20 protein-coding genes and 1 pseudogene are annotated in these 19,832 nt (G+C 50.7%); 15 read left to right on the top strand and 6 right to left on the bottom strand.

What is annotated here, in order from left to right; all coding sequences use genetic code 11:
* The 5 genes from NYR02_RS19650 to NYR02_RS12320 all read left to right on the top strand — a co-directional run.
* Positions 1-103: HvfA family oxazolone/thioamide-modified RiPP metallophore (locus tag NYR02_RS19650; RefSeq protein ID WP_476756258.1), on the top strand; the 103-nt coding region annotated here is incomplete at its 5' end.
* Positions 104-105: 2 nt separating this feature from the next.
* Positions 106-972, top strand: a complete 867-nt coding sequence (locus tag NYR02_RS12335) for an HvfB family MNIO-type RiPP peptide maturase (protein WP_260976655.1) — start codon at positions 106-108, stop codon at positions 970-972.
* Positions 959-1,750, top strand: a complete 792-nt coding sequence (locus NYR02_RS12330) for an HvfC family RiPP maturation protein (RefSeq protein WP_260976654.1) — start codon at positions 959-961, stop codon at positions 1,748-1,750. Before NYR02_RS12335 ends, NYR02_RS12330 begins: the two co-directional genes overlap by 14 nt.
* Before the next feature lie 15 nt (positions 1,751-1,765).
* Positions 1,766-2,374 (top strand): HvfX family Cu-binding RiPP maturation protein, encoded by a 609-nt coding sequence (locus tag NYR02_RS12325; protein ID WP_260976653.1) that lies wholly within the window; start codon positions 1,766-1,768, stop codon positions 2,372-2,374.
* Between the two features lie 97 nt (positions 2,375-2,471).
* A complete protein-coding gene (locus tag NYR02_RS12320; protein ID WP_260976652.1) occupies positions 2,472-3,218 on the top strand; it encodes an MlaA family lipoprotein in 747 nt (248 codons plus the stop codon).
* A 69-nt stretch (positions 3,219-3,287) separates the two neighbouring features.
* Here the strand turns inward: NYR02_RS12320 and NYR02_RS12315 are convergent, their stop codons facing one another.
* Positions 3,288-4,361, bottom strand: coding sequence for a 3-deoxy-7-phosphoheptulonate synthase (locus tag NYR02_RS12315; protein WP_260976651.1), 1,074 nt, complete (start codon positions 4,359-4,361; stop codon positions 3,288-3,290).
* 61 nt (positions 4,362-4,422) lie between these two features.
* On the opposite strand from NYR02_RS12315, the gene NYR02_RS12310 reads away from it, so the two are divergent.
* Positions 4,423-5,352 carry a DUF72 domain-containing protein gene (locus NYR02_RS12310; RefSeq protein ID WP_260976650.1) on the top strand — a complete coding sequence of 310 codons (930 nt, stop codon included), beginning with the start codon at positions 4,423-4,425 and terminating at the stop codon, positions 5,350-5,352.
* A gap of 14 nt (positions 5,353-5,366) precedes the next feature.
* Here the strand turns inward: NYR02_RS12310 and NYR02_RS12305 are convergent, their stop codons facing one another.
* Positions 5,367-5,546, bottom strand: coding sequence for a MerR family transcriptional regulator (locus tag NYR02_RS12305; protein ID WP_260976649.1), 180 nt, complete (start codon positions 5,544-5,546; stop codon positions 5,367-5,369).
* 121 nt (positions 5,547-5,667) lie between these two features.
* Complete coding sequence (locus NYR02_RS12300) at positions 5,668-6,441, bottom strand: sulfite exporter TauE/SafE family protein (protein ID WP_260976648.1); 774 nt, start codon at positions 6,439-6,441, stop codon at positions 5,668-5,670.
* Between the two features lie 134 nt (positions 6,442-6,575).
* Between NYR02_RS12300 and cysB the strand changes: the two genes are divergently transcribed.
* Positions 6,576-7,550 (top strand): HTH-type transcriptional regulator CysB, encoded by a 975-nt coding sequence (gene cysB / locus NYR02_RS12295; RefSeq protein ID WP_260976647.1) that lies wholly within the window; start codon positions 6,576-6,578, stop codon positions 7,548-7,550.
* Between the two features lie 61 nt (positions 7,551-7,611).
* Here cysB and NYR02_RS12290 read toward each other — a convergent pair.
* Positions 7,612-8,346 (bottom strand): annotated as a pseudogene (locus NYR02_RS12290) (phosphoadenylyl-sulfate reductase); the annotation flags it as partial.
* Between the two features lie 232 nt (positions 8,347-8,578).
* On the opposite strand from NYR02_RS12290, the gene thrH reads away from it, so the two are divergent.
* Complete coding sequence (gene thrH, locus NYR02_RS12285; RefSeq protein ID WP_260976645.1) at positions 8,579-9,196, top strand: bifunctional phosphoserine phosphatase/homoserine phosphotransferase ThrH; 618 nt, start codon at positions 8,579-8,581, stop codon at positions 9,194-9,196.
* Between the two features lie 94 nt (positions 9,197-9,290).
* Here thrH and pabB read toward each other — a convergent pair whose 3' ends face one another.
* Positions 9,291-10,589: an aminodeoxychorismate synthase component I gene (pabB, locus tag NYR02_RS12280; RefSeq protein WP_260976644.1), complete on the bottom strand. Its 1,299-nt coding sequence runs from the start codon at positions 10,587-10,589 to the stop codon at positions 9,291-9,293.
* Positions 10,590-11,043: 454 nt separating this feature from the next.
* Between pabB and NYR02_RS12275 the strand changes: the two genes are divergently transcribed.
* The 7 genes from NYR02_RS12275 (at position 11,044) to NYR02_RS12245 (ending at position 18,970) form a co-directional block, all read left to right on the top strand.
* Positions 11,044-12,015 carry a DUF6160 family protein gene (locus NYR02_RS12275; RefSeq protein ID WP_260976643.1) on the top strand — a complete coding sequence of 324 codons (972 nt, stop codon included), beginning with the start codon at positions 11,044-11,046 and terminating at the stop codon, positions 12,013-12,015.
* 135 nt (positions 12,016-12,150) lie between these two features.
* Positions 12,151-13,398, top strand: a complete 1,248-nt coding sequence (locus NYR02_RS12270) for a DUF6160 family protein (protein ID WP_260976642.1) — start codon at positions 12,151-12,153, stop codon at positions 13,396-13,398.
* 226 nt (positions 13,399-13,624) lie between these two features.
* Positions 13,625-14,518, top strand: coding sequence for a C39 family peptidase (locus NYR02_RS12265; RefSeq protein ID WP_260976641.1), 894 nt, complete (start codon positions 13,625-13,627; stop codon positions 14,516-14,518).
* 27 nt (positions 14,519-14,545) lie between these two features.
* Entirely contained in the window at positions 14,546-15,613 is a 1,068-nt protein-coding gene (locus NYR02_RS12260) for a transporter (RefSeq protein WP_260976640.1), read from the top strand.
* Positions 15,614-15,664: 51 nt separating this feature from the next.
* The gene (locus NYR02_RS12255) at positions 15,665-17,311 is read left to right on the top strand and encodes an OmpP1/FadL family transporter (RefSeq protein ID WP_260976639.1); all 1,647 of its coding nucleotides are present in this window, start codon (positions 15,665-15,667) and stop codon (positions 17,309-17,311) included.
* Positions 17,221-18,141, top strand: a complete 921-nt coding sequence (locus tag NYR02_RS12250; protein WP_260976638.1) for a DUF4124 domain-containing protein — start codon at positions 17,221-17,223, stop codon at positions 18,139-18,141. Before NYR02_RS12255 ends, NYR02_RS12250 begins: the two co-directional genes overlap by 91 nt.
* Positions 18,122-18,970, top strand: a complete 849-nt coding sequence (locus NYR02_RS12245; protein WP_260976637.1) for an alpha/beta fold hydrolase — start codon at positions 18,122-18,124, stop codon at positions 18,968-18,970. The genes NYR02_RS12250 and NYR02_RS12245 overlap by 20 nt, the downstream gene beginning before the upstream one ends.
* A gap of 16 nt (positions 18,971-18,986) precedes the next feature.
* Here NYR02_RS12245 and ppsR read toward each other — a convergent pair whose 3' ends face one another.
* Complete coding sequence (gene ppsR / locus NYR02_RS12240; RefSeq protein ID WP_260976636.1) at positions 18,987-19,808, bottom strand: posphoenolpyruvate synthetase regulatory kinase/phosphorylase PpsR; 822 nt, start codon at positions 19,806-19,808, stop codon at positions 18,987-18,989.
* Between the last annotated feature and the right edge of the window lie 24 nt (positions 19,809-19,832).

Raw genomic sequence — 19,832 nt, 5'->3', positions numbered from 1 at the left:
AAAAACCAAAGCCGAAGGTAAGTGCGGCGAAGGCAAATGCGGCGCTGAAAAAACCAAAGCCGAAGGTAAGTGCGGCGAAGGCAAGTGCGGCGGTAGCAAGTAAGTATGAAAACAACCTCCCACTTCGTTTCCGGAGCCGGGTTGGGTTTGCGGCGGGCTCTGATGAGCCCGCTGGCAGATGTGCCGGATTCGGCGATTGATTTTATGGAAATTGCCCCTGAAAACTGGATCGGTATTGGCGGCCGCTTTGGTAAACAATTGCGGCAGTTTACCGAGCGCTACGATTTCCTCTGCCATGGCTTGTCGTTATCGTTAGGCAGTCCGGCGCCTCTGGATGAAACGCTGGTTCGCTCGGTTAAAGCCTTTATGCAGGAGCATGGTATTAAGGCCTACAGCGAGCATCTGAGCTACTGCAGTGATGACGGTCATTTATACGATCTGATGCCCATTCCTATGACCGAAGCTGCCGCGGATTATGTCGCAGAGCGCATTATGCGGGTGCAGGATATTCTTGGGCAGCGCCTGATTATTGAAAATGTCTCGACCTATGCCGAGCCCGGCAAAGAAATGTCTGAACAGGATTTTGTGCGCACCGTGTTAAATAAAGCCGACTGCGACCTGCTGCTGGATGTTAATAATGTTTATATAAACAGCATTAATCATGGTCAGGATGCATTGGATTATATCCGTGCCATGCCGACCGAACGTATTCGTTATCTGCATATTGCCGGTCATTATGATGAGGCTGTGGACCTGTTGGTGGACACCCATGGCGATGCGGTTAAAGCCGATGTCTGGCAATTATTGCAGCATGCTTATCAGTGTCATGGCGTACTGCCCACGTTGCTGGAACGGGATTTTAATTTCCCTGCGGTTGCAGAGCTGCTCGCCGAGCTCGATATGATTCGCAGCTATCAGGCCGAGACGCTGAATCATGCCGCGCAGGCCGGAGCCTCTTATGTCAGCCTCTGATACTGCCAATCATCTTGAATTGCAGACACAGCTGGCGGCGCATCTGCGTAATCCTGACGTTATGCCTGCTCCGGCCGCGTTGAATGAGCAGCGTCTGGCGGTTTATCGCGAACTTTTTTTTAATAACGTTAAAGGCTTCCTCGATACGACGTTTCCGGTATGCGCAGAAATATTGGGCGAGGCGCGCTGGCGTGAGCTTAGCCGCGATTTTCTGGCCCATTATCGTGCTCAGAGTCCGTATTTTCTGGAAATTCCACGCGAATTTTTAACCTTTCTCGAAACACAGTATCAGCCCGGCCATGATGACCCGCTGTACCTGTACGATCTGGCCCATTACGAATGGCTTGAATTAGCCGTTGATATCGCTGAAGAGGACGCGCAGCCAAGGCAAAATGCCGTACAAACGCCAGCCTCGGAAAACGATCTGGCGGTGGTTATGCCGTTGCTGAATATCGCCGAAGGGTTCCTTTATCAATATCCGGTGCATGAAATATCGTTGCAGAATAAACAGCCGGAGCCCAAACCGACCGCGCTGATTGTTTACCGTACACAGGACGATGTGGTCCGTTTTATTGAGACCAATCCTTTTACCCTGCAACTGCTGGCGTTGCTGAAAGAACAGAGATTAAACGGCCATGATGCGGTTTGCCATTTACTGCAACAGGCCGGTATTGAGTGTACTGCGGCGGCGCTGAATGGCGGAATGGCCATTCTTGCTCAATGGTCAGAGCAAGGGTTGATCGCCGGTGTGATCCCACAGGCCGAAAAACAGAATTAATCTGAGGATGGTTTTATGTCATTTGTCGGTTTTCTCGATGCACAGCATGATCGCTTTAATTCAACCCGCGCCCTGGATTTTTTAGCACCTCTGAGTCTGCGTCTGTATCTTGCGGCGGTTTTTTGGGTTGCCGGTATGAATAAGGTGGCGGGCTTCGATAATGTGGTTGAATGGTTTGGTAACGGCGAGTGGGGTTTGGGCTTGCCATTTCCCTGGCTGATGGCGTTTCTGGCAACCGCTGCAGAGGTGGGTGGGGCGGTTCTGTTGCTGCTGGGACTGGGTACCCGCTACATAGCGTTGCCATTGATCGTTACCATGCTGGTCGCCATCTTTACCGTGCACTGGGATCATGGCTGGCAGGCGGTTGCGGACCTGAATTCTCCGGGCGCTACTGCCGCCACGGCGGAGGCGATCACACGCCTGGAACGGGCCCGTGAAATTCTGCAGGAGTACGGTAATTACGCCTGGCTTACGGCCGATGGACGTTACAGTTTTGTGGTATCCAATAATGGTATTGAGTGGGGTGTTACCTATCTGTTGATGTTGCTGGTGTTGTTCTTCCAGGGAGGCGGTCGTTGGTTCAGTGTTGATTACTGGATTGAGCAGCGTTACCGGGCGCAATAGAGTGTTCCGCGAGTGTTGCGTAAGAGGCATGTATGGGTCTGTTTTTATCGGTGCTGAGCTGTTTTAATAACGCGAAAATCACAGCAGAGAATTCAAAATGCGTGCAGCATGGTTGCTCCTCTTATGCCTTGCATCTTCATTAAGCTGGGCTGCCGAGACCAAGGATCCTGATCCCTGGGAGGGCTTTAACCGCTCGATGTTTGCGTTTAATGAAAATCTGGATAAATACATCGCCAAGCCAATGGCTCAGGGTTACCAGTACATAACCCCTGAACCGGTAGATCAGTCGGTCACCCACTTTTTCTCTAATCTTGGCGATGTTTTGGTTATCGTCAATGATATTGGCCAGCTGAAAATGGGACAGGCGCTGTCAGATACCGCCCGTTTCCTTATTAATTCCACCGTCGGCTTTTTCGGTATTTTTGATGTGGCCAGCCATATTGGTTTACCGAAACATGACGAGGACTTTGGTCAGACATTAGGTTACTGGGGCGTTGGCAGTGGGCCCTACCTGATGCTGCCGTTTCTTGGGCCGAGCACTCTGCGCGATGGTACTGGTCTGTTGATTGATTACCAAAGCGATCTTGGCTACACCGGTATTGGTAACAACTATGCGCAGGAAGTCGGGCTTTATACGGTACGTGGAGTTGACCTGCGTGCGGACTTAATTGCCTCTGAGGGGTTGATCTCCGGTGATCGTTATACCTTTATTCGCAGCTTCTACCTGCAGCGCCGGGAATATCTGATCAACGATGGCGTGGTGCAGGATGAGTTCGGTGATGACTTTGACGATTTCGATGATTTTGATGACGAAGAAGATAGGGGCGATGACTGGGATCAATAAACGGTGCCAGCAACAGCCATAAAAAAACCCGCCGCAGCGGGTTTTTTTATGTGTGCTTAACCGTAGCGGCTAGCTGTTGCGCTTAGGCAGTACATCTTTCAGCTTGTTGCGCATGCTGCGGATGGCATCTTCTGTTTCTTCCCAGCTGATGCAACCATCGGTTACCGATAAACCGTATTCCAGATCATCCAGATTGGCTGGAATGTTCTGGCGGCCATGCTTGAGGTTTGATTCAACCATCAGGCCGATAATGGACTTATTACCTTCCAGAATCTGGTTGGTTACGTTATCCATTACCAGTGGTTGCAGCGCTGGGTTTTTGTTGGAGTTCTCGTGGCTGCAATCAACCATGATGTTCTGTGCCAAGTCGGATTTCGCCAGCGCCTGTTCCGCCAGAGAGATGTTCACAGAATCGTAGTTTGGCTTGCCGCCGCCACCGCGTAATACTACATGGCCGTATGGGTTGCCTTTGGTTGAGACGATGGATACTTTGCCGCCCTGATCAATACCGAGGAAGCGGTGCGGGTTAGCAACCGACATCAGGGCATTGGTCGCAACGGTCAGGCTGCCATCCGTGCCGTTTTTAAAGCCAACCGCAGAAGACAGGCCGGACGCCATTTCACGGTGAGTCTGGGATTCGGTGGTGCGTGCGCCAATGGCTGACCAAGTGATCAGATCCTGCAGGTACTGCGGAGAAATAGGATCCAGTGCCTCAGTCGATAAAGGCAGGCCAAACTCAGCCAGATCAATCAGCAGGCGGCGGGCAATGTGCAGACCGTCCTGAATTTTAAACGTATCGTTCATGTACGGGTCGTTAATCAGACCTTTCCAGCCGACGGTGGTGCGGGGTTTTTCAAAATACACACGCATCACCAGATACAGCGTGTCGCTGACTTCTTCGGCCAGATCGCGCAGACGGGCCGCGTATTCTTTGGCCGCATCTACGTCATGAATGGAGCAGGGGCCAACCACAATGAAAATACGGTGGTCTTTGCGATCGAGAATATCGCGCACGACCTGACGGCCATTTTGTACGCTGGCAACAGCGGCTTCGCTGCTGGGCATGTCGGTTTTCAGTTGTTCCGGAGTAATCAGCGGAACAATCGACTCAATATTGAGATCTTCTACGCGATTGTCAGTCATTCTGCTTCCTGATTGTGGGCGAATGTGGGCGAATGTAATTCTGTTACAATGATGTCCGATTATGACAAATGATAACCCGCTTGCACATCCATTCCCGCTCACAGATGCACGCATTTCCGCGCAATTGTATCTCGGCCTGCCTATGTGGTTTATGTCCGGCTGGAAAGGCACTCTGCTGAATGCCCGCTGCGATGCTGCAGATGCACTGAGTGAATATTCGCAGGTCTTCAGTTCGGTTGAAGGTAATACTACCTTTTATGGTTTGCCGACTGTCGAACGCGCACGCCATTGGTGTCATCAGGTGCCTGAGCATTTCCGCTTTTGTTTCAAAGTGCCGAAAAGCATCAGCCATGCCGCCGACATTCCCCGGCAATTACTGCATGACGGTCGCCAGCTCTGTGATTTTATCGCGCCTTTACGTGAACGCATTGGCGTTTTAATGCTGCAATTGCCCGCGTCGTTTGCGCCTGAACGCAGTGCAGAATTATTTAAGACGCTGGACATGCTGCAGTCGTTGGTGAATCTGCCTTTGGCGGTTGAGTGCCGTCATCCGGGCTTTTTTCTTAAGGATCAGCACGAGGTTGCTCTGTTACAGGAGCTGAACAGGCAGAATGTTAACCGCGTTATCTTTGACAGCCGGGGTTTGTTTCAGGATGGCTCAATGGACGACGCGGTGATTCATGCGCGCGGTAAAAAACCGCGACTGCCGGTTCATCCGCTGGCGACTGCGAATCATCCGGTGGTGCGCTTTATCGGCCATTCCGACTGGCTGCACAATCAGCGCTATCTGGAGCAATGGCGACAGAAGATTCGGCAATGGCTGAGTGAGGGGCGCTCGCCGTATTTTTTTGTGCATACCGCCGGCAATCGGAATTGTCCGGAATTTGCACGAGAGATCGTCAGGTTTTGGCAGGGAAGTATGGCGGATTGGCCGGGAGGCCGTTTAGTGAAAAACCCCGCTGCCGGTATGACAGCGGATCTGTTTGTGTAACGCGGGCTATTGGCTCAGCGTAGTTTGCTTTGCAGTTCCTTAAATTTCATCACTTTTTCGGATTCAAACACCCAGTTGCCCTGATGCTCTTCGCCATCAAGCAGGCCTTCGCGAGCGTAACGTTTCACCGTGACGGCTTTAAGTTCAAGAATTTCAGCAACTTTTTCCAGTGATAGTTTTTCCGATGTGCTCACATTTATCCCTCCGTATTTTTCATTAAGACTAGACCGTATTTGCGGCCGCGGTGCCGCAACAGGGGAATGTCAGGTGAAAAATCCGATAAGACATAAACGGTTGCAATAATTTACTTGCCGCTCAGAAAAAGGCGTACTTGGCCCCCAGCATCAGCAGCAGACTGGCAAGAACAGGTTTTAACAGCTCGTCCGGCATTTTACGGCTCAGGTGGCTGCCGACATGAATCGCAGGCAGAGAGCCGATCAGAAGAGCGCCAAGCAAAGCAAAGTCAACATTGCCCAGGTACATATGAATGAAACCGGCACAAAGCGTCAGCGGGACGGCATGAGCGATATCGGTACCGACGATGTGAGTCGAGCGCAGAGCCGGGTACAGCAGCATCAGAATGGCGGTGCCGATTGCTCCCGCACCGACAGAAGACAGGGTAACGAAAACGCCCAGAAAAACGCCCATAATAAACGTTGCCTGTGGACGCCATCTGGCCCAATTGCGCGAGCTGGCCTTGCTGGCCCAATGTTGAATCTGTTTACGCAGCAAAATCACCACCGCCGTCAGCAGCAACATGATGCCAAGAGCGTTACGCAGCAGATGGGCATAATTATCGGGGTGTTTGAACAGGTGTTCCAGCAGTAAACCGGTTAGCAGGGCACTGGGAATACTGCCCAGCGCGAGCAGCTTAACCAGCGCCCAGCGCACATGGTTCTGGCGATGATGACTCCAGGCACCGCCTGCTTTGGTGATGCCGGCATACATCAGGTCCGTTCCGACCGCGACCTGGGGTGGAAAGCCAAATAACAGCAACAGGGGCGTCATCAGAGCGCCCCCGCCAATACCGGTCATGCCAACAATCAAGCCAACGCCAGCGCCAGCTGCTATATATAACAAAATATCCATGAAATATGGTCTAAAGTAGTACAGGAGGCTCTAAGAGAGGCGATTGATGCTAATGTAGAGGGTGGCATCTATTCTGGAAAAGAATATTTGTTTATATTTTTATAACAAATACTGAGGTTGGGCAGGGAGGAATTATGAAATTGCAGCAATTGCGATACATCTGGGAGGTGGCACACCACGATCTCAACGTGTCGGCTACAGCCCAGGTACTTTATACCTCGCAGCCGGGCATCAGTAAGCAGATCCGCTTGCTGGAGGATGAGTTGGGGGTCGAAATCTTTGCCCGCAGCGGTAAACATCTGACGCGCATCACGCCTGCAGGTGAAGCGATTTTGCAGGTTGCTGGTGAAATTCTGCGCAAAGTGGAAAGCATCAAACAGGTCGCGCAGGAATTCAGCGATGAGGCCAAAGGCAGCCTGTCGATTGCAACAACGCATACCCAGGCGCGTTATGCGCTGCCGGGCGTTATTGAAAAATTCATGCTGCAGTACCCGGATGTATCTTTGCACATGCATCAGGGAACGCCGATGCAGATTGCAGAAATGGCCGCCAATGGCACCACTGATTTTGCCATCGCCACGGAGGCCATGGAGCTGTTCGGTGACCTGATTATGATGCCGTGCTACCGCTGGAATCGCAGCATTCTCGTGCCACGCACGCATCCTCTGGCACAGCACCCAAGGCCTACGCTGGAGCAGGTGGCGGCTTATCCATTGGTGACCTATGTCTTCGGGTTTACCGGTCGTTCCAAGCTTGATGATGCGTTCAAAAGCCGTGGCCTGACGCCTCGCATTGCCTTTACTGCGGCCGATTCGGATGTTATCAAAACCTATGTACGCTTAGGCGTTGGGGTGGGCATTGTGGCCAGTATGGCGCTCGACAAAGATCTGGATGATGATCTGGTTGCGCTGGATGCCAGCCATCTGTTTGCTTCCAGCGTCACGAAGATCGGTTTCCGCAAAGGCACCTTCCTGCGTGGGTACATGTTTGATTTTATTGCCGCCTTTGCGCCGCATCTGACGCGGGATCTGGTTGAGCGTGCTGCTCAGTGTCATAACAAACAGGAAATTGAAGAGCTGTTTGCCGGCGTAACCTTACCGCAGCATTGATACCGGTGTTGGCGCATAAAAAAGCCGCTCAGTGAGCGGCTTTTTTATGGTTCTGCCGGCATCAGCCTTTACTGATGATATTGCCGGCGTGCAGGCCGCACTCTTTGTGGCCCGCGCCTTCCCACCACCAGCGACCTTCACGCTCGTGCTGATTGGGCAGCGTGGCGCGGGTGCAAGGCTGGCAGCCGATACTGACAAAGCCCTGTGCATGCAGCGTGTTGTAAGGCACATCGAATACCTTGATGTATTCCCAGACCTGAGCTGAACTCCATAACGCCAGCGGATTGTACTTGGTCAGCTCACCGCTGCGGCCCCGGAACGCTCCATCCGCCTCAATTAATTGCACATCGCTGCGTGTGCCCGGGCTCTGATCGCGGCGCTGGCCGGTGATCCAGGCATCGAGTGTCGCCAGCTTGGCTTTTAAAGGGGCAATTTTACGCACGCCGCAGCACTCCTGATGGCCGTCTTCGAAAAAACTGAACAGACCTTTTTCACGCACAAAGTCTTGCAGGGCAGCCTGCTCTGGGGTGCGGATGTCGATGCGGATGTTGTAATGCTTGCGTACCGCCTCGATAAATTCGTAGGTTTCAGCATGTAACCGACCGGTGTCGAGGGTAAAGATTTCAACATCGGGTTTGATTTTTACCGCCATGTCGATCAGCACAACGTCTTCCGCGCCGCTGAACGATACAGCGATGGCGTCGTGATGCTCAAGGGCGTGGCGAATCAGATCTTTCGGGCGTTTGTCGGCAAACTGCTCATTCAGAGCGATAAAATCCTGGGTCATGTTTGTGGCCTGATCGGTTGCGGGTTGTCGGCGTTTTTTATGGGTCCTTGCACGAGTGTCGGACTGACGCCTTACATCGTTTGCCGGGAAGGTTAGCACGGCATTTTTAGCTCAAATAATAATAAAAAAGAATATTATTATACCGCCAGCACAAGACTAAGTGGCAGGGATGTTGTCAAGCGGCATGCATATGGCTAGAGTACGCGCCGATAACAGTCTTCTGTCTAATTGTGGAGTATTCATGGAAATCGCGTGTCTTGATCTTGAGGGTGTACTGGTTCCGGAAATCTGGATTGAGTTTGCCCAAAAAACCGGTATCGAAGAGCTGAAGGCAACCACGCGCGATATCCCCGATTACGATGTGCTGATGAAGCAACGCCTGCGTATTCTGGACGAGCACAACCTGAAAATTCAGGATATTCAAGAAGTGATTGCCACCCTGAAGCCGCTTGAAGGCGCTGCGGAGTTTGTTGACTGGTTGCGTGAGCGCTTTCAGGTCATCATTCTGTCGGATACTTTCTATGAGTTCTCTCAGCCGCTGATGCGCCAGCTGGGCTTTCCGACACTGTTCTGCCACCGTCTGATCACCGATGAAAGCGGCCGAGTGGTCGACTACAAGCTGCGCCAGGCTGATCCTAAGCGTCAGTCGATCCGCGCGCTGCAAACCATTTATTACCGTACCATTGCTGCTGGCGACTCTTACAATGACACCACCATGCTGGCGGAAGCCGATGCGGGCATTCTGTTCCATGCGCCTCAGAATGTGATTGATGAGTTCCCGCAATTCCCGGCCGTACACACCTATGAAGACCTGAAGAAGGAATTCATTAAGGCCAGTAACCGTGATCTGACTCTCTGAACAGAAAACGCTAAGAAGCAGTAAAAACAACAATGCCGGCAATCGCCGGCATTTTTGTATGGGATTTGCGTCTTTTCCCGAAAGGGGTGCTTATTCAGAGCGGGGTGCTGAGAATGCGCCCGACTTTACTGTGAATCTCCTGCCACTCATCTTCCCAGGTTGAATCCATCACAATACCGCCGCCACCCCAGCAGGTAGCGCCTTGTTCTGCTGCCGCAATGGTACGGATCAGAATGTTGAAGTCAGCATGTCCGGCGTCGTCAAAATATCCCAGAACGCCGCAATAAGCCCCGCGTGGCTGATACTCCAGTTCATCAATAACTTCCATCGCCCGACGCTTGGGTGCGCCCGTGATTGAGCCACCGGGCAGGGCGTCAAAGATCACATCCACCGCATGCTGATCGGAGCGTCTGGTTGCGACGATAGTGCTGACCATATGGTGCACATTGGCGTGGCTTTCAATATCAAACAGCTTGGTGACCTGTACCGAGAAGGGCTCGGCGCTGCGGCTCAGATCGTTACGCAGTAAATCAACAATCATCAGATTTTCGGCACGATTTTTTGCGCTGTCGGCCAGCCACTGGCGGTTGCTTTCGTCGGTTTCTGCTGTTTCTCCACGGGCAATAGTGCCTTTGATCGGCCGGGTTTCGATACGGTCACCATCAATACGGATAAAGCGCTCAGGGCTGACGCTGAACAGTGTTTGTGCCGGCGTTTTCAGATAAGCCGAGAATGGGGCGTTGAATGCTTGCAGTAATGGCGCAGGACTGATCGACCTCAGGTCGTCGGCACAATGAAAGGGCATCGCCAGGTTCACCTGATAACAATCACCAGCGGCCAGATAATGGCGGGTTTTAGTAAAGGCCTGCTGATATTGCTCTTTACTCCAGGCGCACTGCCACTGACGTGGTTTTGTCATTTCTGCTGTCAATGTGGTGGCCGTTTTGTAAGCCGTAATGGCATTTTCTAAACGTGCTATAAATGCCGTAGTAACGGCCTCCGGCAGGCGCTGTGGGTTTTGTAGCGTGCAACTGTTGTCCGCAAAATCAAGATACAGGCTCAGCGGGTAATAAAAGAACTCGGCCAGTGGTGCTCCGGCGGAATTCTGTGCTGCTGTACTGGGAGTCAGTCCTTGCAGGGTTTTTCCGGCATCGTAACTCATAAAACCCGCCCAGCCGCTGCAAAAGGGTGGTTCCGGGTTGGCAGTCGTCGGTCCATGGCTTTCACAGGTTATCGACATACGTGCCGACTCGCGGATGGTTTGGCGGACCTGATCCAGTTCTGTGCGGCAACAGGCGCTCAGATAGCCTTTTGGCGAATAAGCCAGCACCGCACTGCCGTTAGGGGTTGTGCTGGGCTGGGCTTCGTGCGCCATATTGGTCAGCTGGCCCACGCTGTTTTCCCCGGAAAACATCAGTATTGGATTATCCAATAAATGGCCCGAAAGGAAGGTGTCCAGTGCTGAAAAGGGGAGTTTTTGATGTGTCATTTCGTGCCAGTTTTCAGGGGTGTATTTTGCTATTAAGTCTTTGATTTTATTGAAAAATGTCAGGTCTTTTAGCAGAAAGTGTGAGTACGGTGTTAGGTAGTTGAGTGAACGCGTGTAATTAATTGTAAAAAAGAGGTGGACAACACCAAACCCCCATAATAGATTGTTCAACAATTCTCCGGGCAGTTACGAATTGCCTGAACAGAAATAAGAATAAAGAAAACTGTAATCAGAAACCAATTTAAAAAAATTCACAGAGGTTGTACCGGATGCGGCTGTAACAGTCCGGCGGTATGAAATCGGTGATAGGGCACGGAAAATGCCCGGAAACCTAAGAAAAATAATCAGGAGTGTGCACATGAAATTCCTTAAGAAAGCTTCTCTCGCCGCGGCTATTGCAGCAGCATCATTCTCTGCTCAGGCGGAAATGGTTGCTCTGGATGACGCTACTATGTCTGCAACCACCGGTCAGGCTGGTGTGACTATCGAAATTGAAATCGGTGGTTCAGGTATCTCCGTTGGTGAAATTGAATACACCGATGAAGGTTCTGTTTCCCTGCAAAACCTGACTGTTAATAACGTTAATGGTCTGACACAAACTATCGATGTTGATGCTAAGGGTAACCTGCTTATTGGCATGACTGGCGTCACAGGTATGGAGATTGCTCTGGGTGATACTGCTGCTGACACTACCGGTCAGTTCAGTGCTGTTGCTTTGCGTAGCGATGCTGGTGAGACCAGTGAGCTTGTGAATAATCTGGATATGACTGTTAATCTGGGCGCCTCGAAAACTGCAATTATGAACCTTGCGGCAGGAACCAATACTGTTGACTTTACTGATGTCGGTGGTTTTGGCGGCAATGCTATTTTTAACCGTACTTCTCTGCCGACTGGCGCTAATTCAGGCTCCGTTGCCATTCTGTCTAAATCATCTATCGAGATTACAGACATGAATGTTGGTGCCTTTGGTTATACTGTGCAGCAGGCAGAGACTCGGGCTGATGATGCTGCTTACGGTGGTAATGGTAACGGCGTTATTGATGGTGCTGAGCAAGCTACTGCTGATTCATTGGCAAATGGCTCTGCGGTTCAGGTTTCTGGGCTGAAGTTCTACGGTACGGGTGGTGCTGGTACTGCAGCTACTATGGAACAGGTGATCTGGGCTAAAGGTGGTAGTGTGGCTCAAGGTGGTGGCGTTTACATTCAGATGGGTGAAATCGCTGGTACTCTGGATATCGCCGGAATCAGCATGGGTGGCGCTTCAATCGGTTCTGTTAAAGTTTCCGATATCAACCTGGCTGGTATGACTCAGCGTATTTACGGTCACTAAGTTCTGCTTAGGTTGCTGTAATAAAGAAACCCGCTTCGGCGGGTTTTTTTATGCCTTGTTATCGTTTTGTCTTTCTTTTGTAAATTTATTTTTTTAATATCTGCCTTATAAATTTAACAATAAATGGAAGTAAGGATGCTCAGAAATAAATTAGCCCTCGCGGTTGTATCTTTATGTTTACCTTTTCATGTTTATGCCGCTGCAATGCAGGAACTGACTGATCAGCAGATGTCTGGTGTTACCGGGCAGGCTGGTGTCACTATTGAAATTGATATTGATTCTTCGGGTGTTTCAGTGGGCGAAGTGGAATACCAGGATGAAGGGTCTGTAATTCTTCAGAATATTCAGATCAGTGATGTAAATAATCTGACTCAAACCATCGATGTAGATTCCAGTGGTAATTTAATTATTGCTCATGGCGAGGTTGCAGGCGTTCAGCTGTTGGTAGGTGATACTGCGGCTGATGCTGATGGAAAGTTTAGCGCTGTTGCACTGAAGAGTGCGGCTGGTGAGGTTGCGGAGCTGGTGAATGACATTGCACTGGCAGTTGACCTGGGTGTTGGAAGTACCACGATTATTAATATGGCCGAGACAGTGGGCAATGCTGCATTAATTGCGGATTTGCCTGTGGCTGCGCGTTCCGGGTCTGTCGCTATTCGTTCGTCTGGCTCGCTTGAAATCACCAATTTTGATATGGGTCTTTTCGGCTATACCGCACTACAGGCCGCTGATCGTGCGGGTATTAATTTGGGTGGGCAGAGTATTGGTCAGTTTTCTGCCGCGGCGCAGTCGGATTTGACTCAGGCTCAGGGTCAGCTTGTTACCGCTCAGATGAATCTGGGGAGTGTGCAGGCTCTTTTAGGTTCTACTCAGACGACATTGCAAAATGCAGTTGCAGCCAATGGCTTTACTGTTGCATTTGCCGCTGACGGGTCGGTTCAGGAAATTCGTGATGCTGGGAATGCTGTTATTGATATTGCATCCTCAGCCTATTCGTCGGATGCGGCAGCTGTTAATTCGGCAGCGTCTGATGTCATTCTTGCCGGAGGTGTTGTAACAGGTGCTCAGCAGGGTGTTGATGATGCGAATGCTGTTGTTGGTGCCGCTGGCCTGGCTGGCGGTCTGGCCAATGGTGCGGCGGTAAAGGTTCGCGGTCTTAAGCTGTATGGCGCGACAGGTGTTGGCAGTAAGGCTGTAATTGAGCAGACGATCTGGGCTAAAGGTGGTGATGCGGCTAATGGCGGCGGCGTTTATATTAATATTGGTCGCTTTGATGGGACTCTTGATGTTGCCGCGGTGGAGGTTGGTGGAGCTTCGCTGGGTGCAATCAAAGTGAGCGGTATTGATCTTAGTGGAATGACTCAGCGTATTTATGGTCATTGAAAAAAATATAGACTGAGATAAAACCCGCCTTGGCGGGTTTTTTATGTTTCAAAGGTGCAAAAAGGCCGTAAAAGAAACGAAATTGACACTTTTTGTGTTGGTCGTTTGTGTGATTTTATGTAACATGAGCTTCGACTCACCATAACAATAAAAAGTAATAAGTCGGAGGGGCCTCGGGCCATCATCTGTGTTTATCATTCTTCTAGGTTCCATTATTGGGTTTGCCATGGTCCACGAGCTGGCCATTGTGAACGACCGTCAGCAGGGTGATGCCTTTGTTCGCGTGGCCGTGAACGAGCCTTATCAATATGATCAGCTGGTTAACGTTGAACCCCTCTCCGTTAAAAAATTCAATAATGTTGTCCGCCAGGCGTACGACTACTCCTGCGGCTCGGCTGCACTGACCACCTTGCTCGACTTTTATCTGGGACGTAATTTCCAGGAGCGTCAGGTGATGGAAGGTCTGTTACGTTTTGGCGAAACAGAGCGGATTGTTCAGCGCCGTGGTTTTTCTTTGCTGGATATGAAGCGACTGGTGACTGCACTGGGGCATCCCTCCGGTGGTTTTAAAGCAGAAGCCAAGGACTTGCTGGAGCTGGATCACCCGGCCATTGCGCCGATTGAATACGCCGGCTTTAAGCATTTTGTGGTTATTCGTGCGGTCTATGAAAACCGTGTATATCTGGCTGATCCTGCGTTGGGTAATATCAGTTTTACCCTCAGTCGTTTTCTGGAGGTCTGGGACAATAATGTTTTGTTCATTGTTTTCCCTAACGGTCACAAGCCGGCCAGCGGTCTGGAATTGCGTGAAGAAGACATGCGCTACGTATCGGACTTTATTATCGCGGAAAACAGCTTTAAAGAATTCCCTTTAATGGCCATGAAGTATGAAGATGCCATCGGTAATAAAATTGCCTCACTGAGCAATAATGCTAAATCGTCGTTTGTGCCGCAGCTGGATGCAAATGGTAAGGCGATACGCAACGAAGATGGGAATTTGCTGTACGAAGTTAAATTGGAAGATGCTGCTGATGGTGTGAATTCCGATGAATTCAACGTCAGGGTCACCGATAATCCTAATGAGAGCCTGGTTAAAGAACTGCGCTTCAGAAGAAAATAATAACGATACGGGATTTAAGGAAAATTCATGTTTATTCGAACCACGCTGATCTCGCTGCCGCTGCTGTTTGCATGGGGAGCTACTGTTCACGCTGATCAGGCTCAGGATCTGTCAAAAGCCCGTGAAGCGCTGACCAAACAGGACAATGACGCCGATACCGAAAAAGCACTGGAAGAAGTGTTTGAGGCAGCCGAGAAAAACTACTCTCTGCTGAAGCGGGGTGGCGTGGCATTAAATTACAACGTTGATTACAGTTACTACGGTGATCAGCGTATCGACTTGGTTATTGAACCCAACCTTGACAGTAATAATGAACCCACGGGCTCATCGACCATCCGTAATGCGGATGTGTCACCGGTTGCCAGTCATACGTTTACCAACGCATTCACCTTCGATTATGGTTTATTCAACAACCTGACATTGAGTGCCCGATTGCCATTGGTTGCCAAGTTTGAAACCGAAGATGAGCTTACGGCTTACGGCCTCGGCGATATCAGTGGCTCGGTGCGCTGGCAGCCTTATGAATATGTTCCGGGGCAAATGAGCCAGACCGTATTTGGCTCGCTGAAGCTGAAAACCGGCGACAGCCCTTATGAAATTGATCTGGATAAGAATCTGTCGACCGGCTCTGGTACTTATAGTCTGAGTGGCGGCCTGAGTGTGTCTAAAGTACTTGATCCGGTTGTGCTGTTTGGGTCCGGTAGCTACGGCTATAATGTGCCGGAAAAAGGTCTGAATCAGGTGCGTGGCAGTTCCATTCTGGAAGAAGTTCATCCTGGCAACAGCCTGTCGTTCTCTATGGGGTTTGCGTACTCGCTTTCTTATGACGTGTCATTGAGTGCTTCTTTTCAGGGCTCATTTAACGATCGTACGCGCTTCCAGTTGTACACGCCGAGTACCGGTGAGACACAGAGCTCTATTTCTGGCAGCCAGATGAGCGGCATTATGAACTTTGCCCTGGGTGTACGTGTTTCACCTAAAACCATTGCCAATATCAACGTTGGTTTTGGTATGACGGAATTATCTCCCGACATCATCCTTGGATTATCGTTACCGATCGACATTGAGGGTGTAAAACCTTCGTCCGGTAGCTAATGAGCTATGGCTTTTATAACGATAAAAATAACAGGGTTTCGGCGAAGCATTATGCGCATTCTTTTCCTATTCATTTTTCTGGTGCCAGGGTTGGCCAGCGCACAGTTGGCTCAAAACCTGTTTCTGGATACCAAGGCCATGTCGCTGGGTAATGCTGTTACAGCAGACCCGGTTGGGATTATGGATATTCATTTTAACCCTGCGGGTCTTACCAAGCTTGAAGGGCGGCAGATTCAGATTCAGCTGATGAATATTTTGCTCTCGTCGGAGGCAAAATTCAGCTTGCCGGATGATTATAATGCCGACGATGCTGGTTTGCTGGATGTCAGCAAAGATCCTATTTTGGGCAGTGATGGCACCGCTGAAAGTCATGCTACGGCAGCGGCCTATATTCCGGGTATTGGTCTGATGCCGATGACCTTGCCAGTGCTGACACTGCCAACCGGTGGCGTTTCTATTCAACCGCCGGGTTCGCGCTTTACCTTTGCCAATGCCGTTTATGCGCCAATGGCAGCGGGCTTTGCCAAAGACGATAACGACCCGGGCCGTTATCAGGCAAAGCAGGTTGCTTTGCAGCGCTTTACGTATTTGTCGCCTTCATTTGGCTATAAAGTCACGGATGAGTTTTCGGTAGGTGCCAGCTTCTTGTTTTCTCATCAGGCCGTTGCTGTCGTGCAGGATCTTCGGGCGCCGAGTGTTCTGATTGGTGTGCTTGAGCAGTTACAGACGGCTTTTGGATGTTTCGATGATAATGGTAATCCAACGGGTAATGATCCTCTGGCACCATTGATTACACTGTGTGGTGGTAAGGTCGGGCCTTATGAAGATGTTGGCACGCTGAAGATTGTGACCGAAGAAAGCCTGTCACCGTCATTCAACCTTGGCTTTTTATGGGAACCTGCCGATTGGTTCGCCTTCGGTGTTGGCTATCAGAGTGAAGCAGTATCTCATCTGAAAGGGACTTACGACCTGGAGTACACCGATGAGTTTGCTGATTTCTTCCGCACCTTTCGTTCATCCATTATTGGTGCCATTGGCGGAGCCATTTTCTCGCTGCCAACCGGTGTGAAAAAAGAAAGTGGTCATGTGTCGACTGAGCTGACGTATCCGCAGCATTTTCAAACCGGTGTTAAATTCCGCTTTCTGGACAAATACCAGTTAAACATGGATGCAGGCTGGACCGATTATGATAAATGGGATGCGCTTGAATTCGAATTTGACCGTCAGGTGAGCTTTCTCAGTACGGCGAAAACCCTTGCGCCAACATTGGTAACCGATACGTCTTTACGCCAGCCGCTGAATTACAAAAGTGTGTGGAGTTTCGGCTTCGGTATGCAGTATGACCTGAATTCGCGGGTAAAACTTCGCCTGGGCTATGAGCCACGTAAGAGTTCTATTCCCGATGATGCACGCAGCATTCAGGCTCCATTGGGCTTCGCCAAACTTTATAGTGTGGGTATGGGCTACCAGTGGGACATGGATACGGTGGTGGATTTATCACTGAGTTTCATGCAGTCTAAAGAAACCATTCTCGCCGACCCTCAGAATGCTGAGTCGACCGGCGAATATCCTAACTCCAGTGATGCCATTAACCGTAACTGTCTGACATGTACCGTAACCAACCCTTATCCGGGTCTGGATGTAGACACCAAGCTGACCATCGGTGCAGCGGGTATCAGCTTCCGTACCAAATTCTGATCGTACTCTGTTTGGCTCTGGCATTTTCTGTCAGGGCCGAGCAGGAGTATTTCACCTGGGTGGATGAGCAGGGTCGCATCCATAACACCGTTAAGCCCGCTTCCGAGACAAGTAAACCCCCGGTAACCCCTGCAGCCGAACAGCAGGCGGATGATTTCTTAACAGAAGAAGAATTCCAGAAAAAACTGGCCAAAGATAAAGAAGATAATCCGCCATTCTTTACCTGGATTGATGCCCAGGGGCGCTTGCAGAGCCAGGAAATCCCTCAGCTGAATATCGAAGTTGAAGAGCTTTCGCAGTTGCAGTCGGCGGATCACTCATTGCTGCCGCCATTGCGCGTGGCGGCGAATATTCGCGATTCGGGCTGTTGTGTGCGCTACCAACATTTTTTCAAAGACACTATTCCTGAATATAAGTCGGTACTGTTTTCGCAGGTACAGCTGTCGGTGCCGTTTAAAACACGTTCTGGTGACAAGGCAGCGTGGTATTTTCGTTTGCCTGAGTCCTCCCTTGTGTTGTCGGAAAGATCGTCGGAAAAATCACCGCCAGAGCCGCGCAGGCTGACATTACATCTGCGCGATAATGACGGCCTTCAGGGGCCGGCCCCGGTAGCCTTAATCGCTTTAGATAAGCAATTGCAGCCGCTGTATTTTATCCCGCAGCTAATTACCCAGAGCTATTTATCGACCTGGCGTTCAAGTGCTTATCAGGAAAGCCTGATCAATATTCTTGATGCCGATGTCTCTGCTTTCATTATTTATTTTCCGCAATCCGCACCCGCCTCCGTTTCGTTGCAGGTAGAATGGGTTTATGGAAAAACATCAGATTAATTGCCGCACGGCAAGCTGTCAGCAGCATGCTTTGTTGCTTCAGTACCCATCGTTACACGAAGTATCCGCCTCACGGCGTTTGTTGCTGCTGCATGGCGCTGGTGTTCCGGGTGAGGTTACCTGGACGTACATCGCTAATTATCTCAGTGAGTGGGATGAGATTTTAATTCCGGATTTTGCCGGAATGGGGCGTTCAGCATTTTTTGCCCAGACCGCTCCACGGCTGAGCGATTATGTTGCCCAGATTCACGAGCTGTGTGAGGCCCTCGATTGGACAGAATTTGATATTGCCGGCTATTCATTCGGCGGTATGGTTGCTGTGCGTTACCTGCAGCAATTTGGCGCACGGGGTTTGTGTTTTTTACTGGAACCAGCGATGTTGTTTTCCGCCGATTGCCACAAAACTCAGCAGAAGGCGGATGATTATCTGACCGTAGCAGACCGGGTTGAGCACAATCCGCAGGATGCCGATGCGTATTTAGATTTTCTCGAGTCGGTGTCGCCACAGCGGGTACGGAATGAAAAAGTGGATCGCTTAACCATTGCCCGCCTTCAGGAGAACAGTGTTGGGTTTGCGCAGGCGTTAAGGGCGGTCAGTCAGGTTTTGCTTGATGAATGTTCAACCTATGCCAGCTGGATAGCGCCCTGGCCAGGGGTCAGTTTTGTCGGTGGATTGAGTCACGCCACCATGCTGGGGCGTCATCGTTTACTGGCCGAGCAAAGTGCCGACTGGCAATGCCATGTGGTAGCGAATGCGGATCACAGTCTGGTGTTTACCAAGCCACGTTCCATTGCCAAGGTGATGAATGAGCGTCGCCAGCAAGGCTGACGACGCCAGGCCTTCTTCAGCTCTGCAGGCGACGCTGCAGGCCGGTCTCAGCCATAATGCGCGTCGATATTTCTTCAATTGAGCGGTCAGTGGTGCTCAGGAACGGAATCTGCTCACGCTGATACAGCATCTCAACTTCATCAATCTCGTGATAACACTGCTTCAGAGATGCATAACGGCTGTTGGCGCGGCGTTCGTTGCGGATGGCGGCCAGTCGGTCCGGGTCGATGGTCAGGCCAAACAATTTATGACGGTGCTGTTGCAGGCTCGCGGGCACCTTAAGATCGGCCATGTCTTCTTCTGTCAGCGGATAATTTGCCGCTTTAATACCAAACTGCATCGCCAGGTACAGGCAGGTTGGCGTTTTGCCGGAGCGCGATACGCCCACCAGAATAATATCGGCTTCGGCGTATTGTCGGGTGCGGGCACCATCGTCGTTATCCAGCGCAAAGTTGACGGCATCAATGCGTGCCAGATAGCTGGTACTGGTGGTTGATGAGTGCGATTTTCCCACACTGTAAGACGACTCAACCTTCAGTTCGGCTTCCAGTGGCGCCAGAAACGCAGCGAAAATATCAACCTTAAGAGCGTTGGCGGAATCAATAATGGTGCGTATTTTTTTGTCGACGATGGTGTCGAACACAATGGCTGGCGCGCCACTGCTTTCTGCGGCCAGATTAATTTTGGCAACGGCCTTCTCGGCTTTTTCGATCGAGTCAATGTAGGGTAGGGTAATGCGCTCAAATTCAATCGCTTCAAATTGAGCCAGCAGGCTGTTACCCAGCGTTTCGGCGGTGATGCCTGTGCCGTCGGAGATAAAGTAGGCGGTTCGCTTCATGTGGAAATTTGTTCCCTCTGCCCT

Origin of the sequence: Thalassolituus pacificus (assembly GCF_025318105.1) — a bacterium.
GTDB classification, from domain to species: Bacteria; Pseudomonadota; Gammaproteobacteria; order Pseudomonadales; family Oceanobacteraceae; genus Venatoribacter; species Venatoribacter pacificus.
Note: the sequence above shows the minus strand (reverse complement) of the source record. Positions and strands in the feature narration are given on the sequence as shown.

Bases quoted from the DNA above. Each gene is read 5' to 3' on its own strand.
- thrH (WP_260976645.1), top strand. From the start codon at position 8,579: ATGGAAATCGCGTGTCTTGATCTTGAGGGTGTACTGGTTCCGGAAATC.
- NYR02_RS12330 (WP_260976654.1), top strand. From the start codon at position 959: ATGTCAGCCTCTGATACTGCCAATCATCTTGAATTGCAGACACAGCTG.
- NYR02_RS12310 (WP_260976650.1), top strand. From the start codon at position 4,423: ATGACAAATGATAACCCGCTTGCACATCCATTCCCGCTCACAGATGCA.
- NYR02_RS12325 (WP_260976653.1), top strand. From the start codon at position 1,766: ATGTCATTTGTCGGTTTTCTCGATGCACAGCATGATCGCTTTAATTCA.
- NYR02_RS12245 (WP_260976637.1), top strand. From the start codon at position 18,122: ATGGAAAAACATCAGATTAATTGCCGCACGGCAAGCTGTCAGCAGCAT.
- NYR02_RS12255 (WP_260976639.1), top strand. From the start codon at position 15,665: ATGCGCATTCTTTTCCTATTCATTTTTCTGGTGCCAGGGTTGGCCAGC.
- NYR02_RS12335 (WP_260976655.1), top strand. From the start codon at position 106: ATGAAAACAACCTCCCACTTCGTTTCCGGAGCCGGGTTGGGTTTGCGG.
- NYR02_RS12275 (WP_260976643.1), top strand. From the start codon at position 11,044: ATGAAATTCCTTAAGAAAGCTTCTCTCGCCGCGGCTATTGCAGCAGCA.
- ppsR (WP_260976636.1), bottom strand. From the start codon at position 19,808: ATGAAGCGAACCGCCTACTTTATCTCCGACGGCACAGGCATCACCGCC.
- cysB (WP_260976647.1), top strand. From the start codon at position 6,576: ATGAAATTGCAGCAATTGCGATACATCTGGGAGGTGGCACACCACGAT.
- NYR02_RS12320 (WP_260976652.1), top strand. From the start codon at position 2,472: ATGCGTGCAGCATGGTTGCTCCTCTTATGCCTTGCATCTTCATTAAGC.
- NYR02_RS12315 (WP_260976651.1), bottom strand. From the start codon at position 4,361: ATGACTGACAATCGCGTAGAAGATCTCAATATTGAGTCGATTGTTCCG.
- NYR02_RS12265 (WP_260976641.1), top strand. From the start codon at position 13,625: ATGGTCCACGAGCTGGCCATTGTGAACGACCGTCAGCAGGGTGATGCC.
- NYR02_RS12260 (WP_260976640.1), top strand. From the start codon at position 14,546: ATGTTTATTCGAACCACGCTGATCTCGCTGCCGCTGCTGTTTGCATGG.
- NYR02_RS12270 (WP_260976642.1), top strand. From the start codon at position 12,151: ATGCTCAGAAATAAATTAGCCCTCGCGGTTGTATCTTTATGTTTACCT.
- NYR02_RS12250 (WP_260976638.1), top strand. From the start codon at position 17,221: ATGTACCGTAACCAACCCTTATCCGGGTCTGGATGTAGACACCAAGCT.
- NYR02_RS12300 (WP_260976648.1), bottom strand. From the start codon at position 6,441: ATGGATATTTTGTTATATATAGCAGCTGGCGCTGGCGTTGGCTTGATT.